Below are 8989 nucleotides of genomic sequence, written 5' to 3'. Positions count from 1 at the left end.
TCCGGTCGTACTCCTCGCCGTCGCGGAACACCTTGACGCCGTTGTCCGTCGGGGGGTTGTGCGACGCGGTGAGCATGACGCCACGGCGGCCGCGCGAGGCGAACGCCAGCGCCGGCGTCGGGAGGACGCCCCCGCGGCGGACGCGGCCCCGGCCGATTCGAGGCCCGCCTCGACGGCGGCGGCCACGCCGGCCCGGTGGTCCGTCCGTCGCGGCCGACGACGACTTCGGGGCGTCCGTCCGACTCGACGGCGTCCAACCCGACCGCACGACCCACAGACAGCGCGAGTTCCGGCGTGACGCGCGTCACCGCGTCGCCGCGAATCCCGGCGGTACCGAAGAGTTCCATACGAGCGAATCGACCGCCCGCCACTTAGATGGCTTCGATTCGCGGACTCCGGCGCGGCCAGCCGATATTTGGTACTGGGACGTGAAGGCGGCGGCATGACCGACGACCGAGTGCGCGCGCACGTCCACGTCACCGGCCGTGTGCAGGGGGTCTACTACCGAGCCAGTACGCGAGACGCCGCCCGCGCCCGCGACGTGGACGGGTGGGTGAAGAACCTCGACGACGGCCGGGTCGAGGCGGTGTTCGAGGGACCGGAGGACGCCGTCGAGGAGATGGTGGAGTGGTGCCACACCGGGAGCGAGACCGCCGACGTGGAGGACGTGGCCGTCGAGTACGAGGGCCCAGAGCAGGAGTCGGGCTTCCGCGTCCGGTGGTGAGGGCGCGTTTCGCGCCCGGTAGCGCCGGCGGTCCGGGGCGGCGGCCCCGCGAGAGCCGACAGTATAAGGTCCTGCGGTCGACTGAGACGGTATGCACCGTCGCTCGGGCACCGACCGCGCCGGATTCGGCGTCCTCACGTACTTCTACGGCATCGTCTCGCTCGTCGGCCTCGTCGTCACCGTCGGCACCGGCTTCCTCCTCGTCCGCGGCCCGTTCCTCGGCGGGGCGTTGCTCGAACCGATACCGCTGATGCTGGCGCTGTGCGGGTTCATCGTCGGTATCGTCGTCCTCGCGTGGGGGGCGACGCGCGCCGCAGGCGTCGGGTCGCGCGTCTGAGTCGCCGGAAACGGCGTCGGTGGGCGTCGTTCGGTCAGTTCGTCGAACGCCTCTCAGACCCCGAACGCGTCGAGGACGGCGTCGTGCGCCTCGCCGTTCGAAGCGACCAGTCCGTCGCTGTCGTGTCGCCACGGGTCGCCGTTCGCGTCGGTGACGGTTCCCCCCGCGGTCCGAATCATGTGGCGCCCGCGACGGTGTCCCACGGGTTCGACGGCCCGACGCCGAGGGCGACGTCTATCGACCCGGCGGCGACCATCGCCAGCGTCACCTGCGCGGAGCCGATGCGCCGCATGTCGCCGAACGCGGCGAAACAGGTGTCGACGACGTCGAGGTAGCGGTCCCGGTTGCCGTCGTGGACTCTGAGCGTCGGCGCGACGACGAACCGCTCGGGGTCGGACTCGTCGCTCACCGTCGTCGGCACGCCGTTCTTCCACAGCGTCTCGTCGTCCGCGACGTACCGGTCGCCGACGGCGGGGCGCGTCACCGCCGCGGCGACGGGCGCGGCGTCGCGGACGGCGGCGACGGCCTGACACCACGCGGTGAAGCCGTGCAGGTAGTTGGTGGTGCCGTCGATGGGGTCGACGACCCACGCGTCGCCCGTCTCCGGTATCTCTTTCGGCGTGTCTCCCTCCTCGCCGACGACCACGTCGTCGGGGTAGTGGCCGGCGATGGCGTCGAGAATCTCGTCCTGCGCGGCCGCGTCGGCCTCGCTGACCACGTCGGTCTTCGAGGACTTCTCTTCGACCTCGATGTCGCGTTCGAACATCCCGAGGGCGACGTTCGCGCCCGCGGAGGCCGCCGTCTCGGCGACCCGTGCTCTGTCAGTCACGGTTCGGGTGTCGGCGAGCGTGGAGAAATAGTCTCCGGGGGCGGCGAACGGTGCGGACCCCCGGCGAGGGGACGACGCTCAGATGTCGCTCATCGTCTGTATCGCGCCCTCTATCATGCGCGAGAGGATGTCGGCCATCGCCGTGTCGGCCGACCAGATGGCCGTCTCGTCGCTCCCCGGCGCGTCCGAGAGGACGGAGAGGAGGACGGCTCTGCTGTCCACGAGCAGGACGCGCCCGGTGAAGTCGGCGGGCGGGTCGTCGTGAGGGCAGGACGCCCGCACGTTCGAGACGTCCGCGAACAGGTCTCGCACCGCCTCGCTCTCGCTGACGACGTTCACGCACACGCCGCGTCGGCGCGTTCGAGAAGCGCGTCCACGAACTCGTCGGTGACGAACGACGCGTCCGGCGCGGCGTACACCACTCGCTCCGTCGCCCGTTCGACGAGTTCGACCGCCCGGTTGTTCACGGGTTCGTGTCCGCGGACGGTCCACACGTCGTCGCGCGTCTCGCCGGCGGCGCGCTGTTCGCGCGCCGCTTCGAGGTAGTCGAACGCGCGGTTCGTCTCGCGCTCGATGTTCTCCGCGAGACTCCGCCGGGCGGCGTCGAGGCTCACGGGTCGGTACCGCTTCGGCGTCGACTGCTGGAGTTCGACCAGCCCGAGGTCCTCCAGTTCCTCCGCGGCGCCGTACACCTGCGACCGGGGGACGCCGGCCACGTCGTGTATCTCCTTGGCCGTCCCGACGCCGAGGCGTTGGAGCGCGACGAACACCCGCGCGGCGTAGTTCGACAGGCCGAGTCGTTCCAGCGACTCCACGGCCTCGTGTTCGCTCGGCCGGTCGTCGCCTCCGCCGTCGTTCGTCTCGGTCATCGCGTCTCTCCCCCGTCGGTGGTGGCGTCGGATGAGGGTTGCGCATCGACGACCCCTCCGTCAGTCGCGAGTGCGTCGGAGTCGGGATCCGACTCCCCGTCGCCGGCCGCCCCCTGTTCGACCATTGGCACGTCCGGGCTCTCGTTGGCGAAGCGGTCCCAGACGACGAGCGCCGACGGCAGCACCACCAGCGACGCCAGGAACGAGTAGACGATGGAGAGGGCGGTGAGGATGCCGAACTGGCCCAGCACGGACAGCACGGACAGCACGAGGACGCCGATGCCGAACGCCGTCGTGAACATGCTGCCCATGAGTGCGCCGCCCGTCCCGACGACGGTCCGCCGGAGCGCGGTCTGCAGGTCCGTCTTCTTCCGCTCGTCGAGGAAGCGGTGGACGACGTGGACCGAGTAGTCGATTCCCAGCCCGATGGTCAGCGAGAGGATGGTCGCCGTGAACGCGTTGAACGAGATGCCTATGAGGCGCATCGTCCCGGCGACGCCCGCCACCGACACCACGATGGGGACGAGGTTGGCGAGGGCGATGGACGGCAGGCCGTCCAGGACCCAGTAGATGAACACGAGGAACACCACCGTCCCGCCGAGTGCGAGTCCGAGACTCGTCACGGCGGAGCTGAAGATGAGGTCGGACACCTGCTGGAAGACGACGGTGTTGCCCGTGGCGACAGCGTCGAACCGGAACCGGTCGGCGATCTTGCGGGCGTCCGCCGTCACCTCCTTGTCGGAGGCGTCCGCCGATGTGGTGTAGACGACGCGGGCGCTCCGGTGGTCCTCGGCGAGGTAGCGGTCCACCTCGGAGGACACCGGCGACGTCTCCAGGTAGTCGTATATCTCGTCGAGGTTGTCGTCCGGCACGCCGTTGTCGTTCACGTCGTTGCGGTTGACGAGAGCGGCGAACTCGGGGTCCTCCTCGGCGTAGTCTCTGATGACGGTGACGATGCTCGTCGACTCGGCCCGTCTGTCCTCGGAGACGAACGACCCCGGCGGGTCCTCGCCCGCGCGGTGTATCTGCTCTAAGGCGGCGTCGTTCTCCATCCGCCCCTCGAGGTATATCGTGACCGACCCCCCCTGCGTGCTGGTGAACTTGTCTTCGAGGAAGTTCAGCGTCCCGACGACGGAGTAGTCGGAGGGGGCGAACGGTTCGGGCAGGGCCTTCAGGAGCGGCGACACCTCCTCCGGCGGGAGGAAGTCCTCCTGCGAGAACGACGTGTCGACGCCCGTCGCGTACCCCGCCGCCCCGACGCTGAGCAGGAGGGTGAGGACGAGGAAGACGACGGGTATCCGGTTCGAGATGGTGACGCCGATGCTGAGCGTCTCCCCGAGCGCCGACCCCTCCTGTCCGAGCGGTTTCTGGCTGAACGTCGGGATGGGCCAGTCCTGCTTGCGGCGGTCCATCCACACCTTCGCGGCGGGCAGGAAGATGCCGAAGATGAGGAACGTGAACGTGATGCCGACGCCGGCGACGACGCCGAAGTCCCGAATCGGGGGCAGGTCGGAGGCGAGGTTCGAGAGGAAGCCGATGACCGTCGTGCCCGTGACGATGAAGAACGCGACGAGCAACTGGTCGGTCGCCACGCGCATCGCGTCCTCGATGTCCAGCCCAGTCTCGCGATCCTCGCGGTAGCGGTTGATGGCGTGGATACCGAAGTCGATACCGACCGCCAGCAACAGTGGCGGGACGGAGATCATGATCTGGTTGAACGGGATGCCCGCCAACCCGAGGAAGCCGAACGTCCAGACGACCGCCATCGCGAGCGAGAACGTCCCCAACAGGAGGTCGAGGAGGTCACGGTAGGCGACGACGAGGAACAGGACGATGAGGATGACCGCCGCGGGCGTGACGATGAGCAGCGAGTCGGTGATGACCGTCCCGAACTCGTCGGAGATGATGCCGCTCCCGAACACGGTGATGTCCCCGGGCGAGTTGTCGACGATGCGCTGTATCGTCAGCTGAATCGGCGTCAGCGGACTCGACCCCGACTGCCCCGCCGACGAGGAGACGTCGGTCGTCAGCGAGTGCTGGACGACGCCGATGGTCGAGGACGCCGACGCGCTCTGCGCGTTGAAGTCGTTGCTCAGCGTGCCGGTGAACGCAGGGTTGTCCGCGTTCGCTCGGACGGCCGCCCGGACGTCGCTCTGCGTGGCGCGTTCGAGCGTCGTAATCTGGCGTTCGAGCGTCGTCGCCTGCGGGTCGATGGTTCGGGCGACCACGGCCGCGGCCGAGGACGTGCCGCTGACGCGCAACGTCGGTTTCTCCTCGATGCGCTCCTGCGTCCGGAGCATCGCGAGCAGCGACTGCCTCGAGAGGACGTTCGGACTCCGCTGGATGAGCTGTGTGCTGCCCGTGTTCTCGCCGAACACCGGGAGGAACTCGTCGTTTATCTGGTCGAGGGCGTTCTGCGCGGGGATGTCCTCGGCGAACTGCTGGGTCCCCGACTCGGTCGAGACGCTCCCGAGACCGACGGCGAAGAGCGCCGTGACGAGGAGGAACGCCAGTATGACCCTCCCGGACTGCTCGACGATTCGGTCGTCGACCCAGTCGACGATGCGTTGGTAGTCGTAGTTCATCCGTTAGTCCTGTCGGCGGACGTAGACGAAGCCGAGTATCCCGAGGAGGCCGACGACGACGATGGCGATGAGACCGAGGGGGAGACCGCCGCCCTCGGACTCCGTCACCTCGACGGGAACCTGGTACGTGTCGGAGATGACCGTCTCACCCTGACTGTCGTCGTACTGGAAGTCCATCTTCACGGGGTACGTCTTCGCCAGCGCACTCCCCGACGAACTCACCTCGAAGACGATGGTCTCCGACTCGCCGGGTTCGAGTTCGGCGATGAACGCCTCGGAGTTCGACGTGGTGAGCGGCGACTCGGTGTATATCTTCGCCGAGATGTCCGTCAGCACCTCCTCGCGGGAGTTCGTCACCTCGACGCGGAACTCGCCGGTTTCGCCCGCCGCGTACGTCGCGTTCACGGGCGACACCTCGAACTCGTCCGACTTCGGACCGATGTCGGTGCGGACCTCGATGGCGTCGGAGGTGCGCTGGGTGTTGTCCTCGTCGCGGTAGTTCACGGTGAACCCGAACTGTCGGGGACCGCCGGCGGAGGCCGAGGAGACTTCCACCTCGAACTCGAAGTCGCGGGCCTCGCCCGGCGCGAGGTTGCCGACGGCGTACTCCGTCTCGACGGGCGTCACCGTCTGTCCGGACGGGGCGAACCGCAGGACGGCGTTCGTCACCGGTTCGTCGTCGGTGTTGACGAGGGTCCCGCTGAGCGTCCCCTCCTCACCGACGCGGAGCGTGCTCTCGAGGTTCCGGATGGCGAAGCCGGATCCGCTCTCGTTGACCTCGACGGGCAAGTCCACGACGTCGCTCTGGACCTGGTCACCGTCGCCGTTACGGTAGTTGACCTGCACGCCGTACTGGCGCGGTCCGGGGTCGGCGGACTCCCCGACGCTCACCGTGAAGGAGAACTCGGTCGACTCGCCGGGTTCGAGCGACCCGGCGGCGTACTCCGTCTCGGTCGCCTGCGCGGTCTGACTGTTCGTCTGGAAGACGACGACGGCGTTGTGCGCCGTCAGCGGACCGGTGTTCGTGATGGTCCCCGTCACCTTCCCGCTGCCGCCGACGCGGAGCGAACTCTCCACATCGGAGACGTCGAACGTCACCTCGGGGAGCGCCCGCATGCCGACGGTCAGCGCCGGACTCGTGCGGGCGTTGCCGGAGGCGTCCTTGTACGAGACGGTGCCTTCGAGCGAGTAGTTACCGGGCTGGGCGGACTCGCCGAGTCGTACGTCGTACTGGAACGTCTGCTCTCCGCCCTTCTTCCAGTTCTCGACGAAGCGCGTCGCCTGCGCCCCGCCGCCGAGGCTCACGTCGTTGTTGCTCGACGCGAGCGTGAACGTGGCGTCGGAGGCGGCCTCCTCGCCGACGTTCTCCATCGTGACGTTGAGCGTCCCGCGGCCGTCGACGGTGGCCGTCGAGTTGGTGGCGGTGACGACGAACCGGGGACCGCTCTGGACCTTCACGGGCACTTCGAGCGAGCGGGTGATCTGTTTGGCGTCACCGCTCCCGGAGTCGAACTGGTACGTGACCGTTATCGGAATCCTGTACGTCCCGCTGTCGATGTCGGACGGGACCGACATCCGGAGCGTCTGCGTCGCCGGTTCGCCGCCGGGCAACTGCGGGACGTAGAGGTTCTCCGTCAGCACGTTTATCGGCGACTTGTCGCGACGCGGACGCGGACGTTCCGCGCGGTGACCGTCTCGTCTTCGGCGCCGCCGGGGTCGTTCACGAGCTGGAAGTCGACGGTGTTCTCCGTCCCCGGTTGCACCGTCGGCTGCGGGACGATGACCTGGATGTCCGGGTTCGAAGTGAGCGCTGCGGCAGGAACGGCACTCGCGACGAGTGCGACGACCAAGAGGACTGTGAGTGACTTCCGTATCATGTGATGTGAGCGCCCGCCGTCGGAATCTGACCGGGTGCGGGCGGACCCGGTACTGTCGCTTCGTGTAGTCCGATTGACCGCCTAGAATATAAGGTGTTGTAAATTTCGACAAACAAACTCTGCGTTTGCGTTGTAGTAGAAATTTACAAACAGACTCACGTCGACGATGCGTACCGGGTCGAGAGGTGCGAGAGGACCGAGTCGACCACGTCCGGGTCGTACGTCCAGAACCCGCGGAACACGCCGGGGTCGCGTTCCTCCGCGAGGAGCGCGCACTTGGACTCGTCGTCCCCCGCGCCGTCGTAGACGACGAACCACGTCGCGGCAATCTCGTCGTCGTCGACGAGGTGGACGGTCACGCCGTCGGGGCGGGGCGCGTCCCGGTCCGGAACGGCGTAGGCGTGGATGTCGAGGTCCTTGCTCGCCAAGTCGCTGTACACCCGTTCCTGCGTGCCGAGCGTGGAGGCGCGCTGGAAGCCGGCGTGGAGCGAGCCTCGACCGTACCGCCACGCCCGGTCCTCTATCTCGCGGGAGGTGGCGGCCATCTGCGTCCCGTCGTACGAGGAGAACGTGGTCCGGTCGATTCGGCTCAGCACGTCTCGGAACTGCTCTTCGAACGCCTCGGTGGTGAGCGGCGTCGGGAGACCCGAGCAGTCGGTGCGGACGAATCCGCCGTCGCTGTCGGTGAGTTCCACGTGTCCCGACAGCGACTCGTCGGCGGTACGGCGTTCGACCGTCAGCGGGTACGGCGCGGCGTACTCCCGCAACTGTTCGACCAACTGGTCGGGCGCGGGGTCGTAGACGACGAGCGTCCGTCGTCGCTCCCTGACGGCCGTGATTATGTCCCGCAAACTCATCGATCACGTCAACCTATGCCGGTATCCCTAAAACCGTTTTGTGCGGTTCGGCCGAAGCGTTCCCGTCACGGAGAAAGCGCGTCGAGCACGATGGACGCCTCCACGTAGTCCCGTTCTTCCACCATCGGGTCGTCCCCGTAGTTCGCCATCGTCTCGCGCGCGTCGGCGCGGAGGCGCGACTCCAGTTCGGTCTGGTCGGGTTCCTCGCGGGTCCGAGAGGTGAACGCCTCGAAGTCCTCCCGGATGCTGAACGACGCCCGCGCGACGTTGCACCGCGACAGCGGGTTCATGTCCATCTCGACGACGAGGTCACGGACGAGTTCCCAGTCGCTCTCGCAGAAGTGAATCGACACCTCGCCGACGATGTCGCGCCACGCGATGGGGCCGGAGTGCTTCATCATCGGCACCGCGCGCGGCGGCACGTCCACGCGGGCGACCGTCTCCGGGTCGTCACAGAGGCAGCACGGTTGCTCCGTCTTGCCCGTGTACATACTCGTGGTACGGGCGCGACGGATTAGTGCGTTCGCCTCCCGGCGACGGTGTCGGCGTCAGTTCCGGAGGCGTCGTCGGCAGGCGTCCACGAAGCCGTTGACGTCCACCTCGGCGTCGCGTTCGAGCGTGACGAGCACTTCGGCGTCGTCGCCGACGGAGAGTCGAACCAACAGCAGGTGTTCGTAGCCGCGGACGACGAACTGGTCCTCGCCCGTCGGCAGGTCCACCAGTTTCTCGTCCACCGTGGCGTCCCCCGCGCGGAGCGCGGCGATGAGGGTGGCGAGCGTTCGCTCGTCGTACCGGTCGCGCGCCGCCTCGTCGGCGACGAACACGTCCGAGTCGTCGCCGTCGCGCGCGACGACGAGTCGGACGCGTCGGCGTGTTCCTCGCGAAGGTACTCGACGAGCGGTTCGTACGGG

General features: G+C 68.1%; 9 protein-coding genes and 3 pseudogenes. 2 read left to right on the top strand and 10 right to left on the bottom strand.

The window, feature by feature from the left end; all coding sequences use genetic code 11:
- Positions 1–347: pseudogene (locus tag GJ632_RS15760) on the bottom strand (phosphomannomutase); the annotation flags it as partial.
- A gap of 95 nt (positions 348–442) precedes the next feature.
- On the opposite strand from GJ632_RS15760, the gene GJ632_RS15755 reads away from it, so the two are divergent.
- Positions 443–724 carry an acylphosphatase gene (locus GJ632_RS15755; RefSeq protein ID WP_191453451.1) on the top strand — a complete coding sequence of 94 codons (282 nt, stop codon included), beginning with the start codon at positions 443–445 and terminating at the stop codon, positions 722–724.
- Positions 725–815: 91 nt separating this feature from the next.
- Complete coding sequence (locus tag GJ632_RS15750; protein WP_191453450.1) at positions 816–1061, top strand: hypothetical protein; 246 nt, start codon at positions 816–818, stop codon at positions 1059–1061.
- 53 nt (positions 1062–1114) lie between these two features.
- On the opposite strand, the pseudogene GJ632_RS15745 reads toward GJ632_RS15750, so the two are convergent.
- The 9 genes and pseudogenes from GJ632_RS15745 to GJ632_RS15715 form a co-directional block, all read right to left on the bottom strand.
- Positions 1115–1890: pseudogene (locus GJ632_RS15745) on the bottom strand (inositol monophosphatase family protein).
- Between the two features lie 78 nt (positions 1891–1968).
- On the bottom strand, positions 1969–2229 hold the full coding sequence (locus tag GJ632_RS23980; RefSeq protein WP_231751605.1) for a hypothetical protein: 261 nt from the start codon (positions 2227–2229) through the stop codon (positions 1969–1971).
- Positions 2226–2759: a TrmB family transcriptional regulator gene (locus GJ632_RS15740; protein ID WP_231751604.1), complete on the bottom strand. Its 534-nt coding sequence runs from the start codon at positions 2757–2759 to the stop codon at positions 2226–2228. Before GJ632_RS15740 ends, GJ632_RS23980 begins: the two co-directional genes overlap by 4 nt.
- Complete coding sequence (locus GJ632_RS15735) at positions 2756–5344, bottom strand: RND family transporter (protein WP_191453449.1); 2589 nt, start codon at positions 5342–5344, stop codon at positions 2756–2758. Before GJ632_RS15735 ends, GJ632_RS15740 begins: the two co-directional genes overlap by 4 nt.
- Before the next feature lie 3 nt (positions 5345–5347).
- Complete coding sequence (locus tag GJ632_RS15730; RefSeq protein ID WP_231751603.1) at positions 5348–6985, bottom strand: COG1361 S-layer family protein; 1638 nt, start codon at positions 6983–6985, stop codon at positions 5348–5350.
- A gap of 2 nt (positions 6986–6987) precedes the next feature.
- The gene (locus GJ632_RS23975) at positions 6988–7221 is read right to left on the bottom strand and encodes a hypothetical protein (protein WP_231751602.1); all 234 of its coding nucleotides are present in this window, start codon (positions 7219–7221) and stop codon (positions 6988–6990) included.
- A gap of 155 nt (positions 7222–7376) precedes the next feature.
- Positions 7377–8078, bottom strand: coding sequence for a DICT sensory domain-containing protein (locus GJ632_RS15725; protein ID WP_191453448.1), 702 nt, complete (start codon positions 8076–8078; stop codon positions 7377–7379).
- 65 nt (positions 8079–8143) lie between these two features.
- Entirely contained in the window at positions 8144–8569 is a 426-nt protein-coding gene (locus tag GJ632_RS15720) for a hypothetical protein (RefSeq protein ID WP_191453447.1), read from the bottom strand.
- 57 nt (positions 8570–8626) lie between these two features.
- A pseudogene (locus GJ632_RS15715) lies at positions 8627–8989 on the bottom strand (hypothetical protein); the annotation flags it as partial.

Source organism: Halogeometricum sp. CBA1124, assembly GCF_009741955.1.
GTDB classification, from domain to species: Archaea; Halobacteriota; Halobacteria; order Halobacteriales; family Haloferacaceae; genus Halogeometricum; species Halogeometricum rufum.
This window is presented reverse-complemented; position numbering and strand designations above follow the sequence as displayed.

Excerpts from the sequence above, each read along its gene's own strand:
- GJ632_RS15740 (WP_231751604.1), bottom strand. The coding sequence starts at position 2,759 with ATGACCGAGACGAACGACGGCGGAGGCGACGACCGGCCGAGCGAACAC.
- GJ632_RS15725 (WP_191453448.1), bottom strand. The coding sequence starts at position 8,078 with ATGAGTTTGCGGGACATAATCACGGCCGTCAGGGAGCGACGACGGACG.
- GJ632_RS15720 (WP_191453447.1), bottom strand. The coding sequence starts at position 8,569 with ATGTACACGGGCAAGACGGAGCAACCGTGCTGCCTCTGTGACGACCCG.
- GJ632_RS15755 (WP_191453451.1), top strand. The coding sequence starts at position 443 with ATGACCGACGACCGAGTGCGCGCGCACGTCCACGTCACCGGCCGTGTG.
- GJ632_RS23975 (WP_231751602.1), bottom strand. The coding sequence starts at position 7,221 with ATGATACGGAAGTCACTCACAGTCCTCTTGGTCGTCGCACTCGTCGCG.
- GJ632_RS15735 (WP_191453449.1), bottom strand. The coding sequence starts at position 5,344 with ATGAACTACGACTACCAACGCATCGTCGACTGGGTCGACGACCGAATC.
- GJ632_RS15750 (WP_191453450.1), top strand. The coding sequence starts at position 816 with ATGCACCGTCGCTCGGGCACCGACCGCGCCGGATTCGGCGTCCTCACG.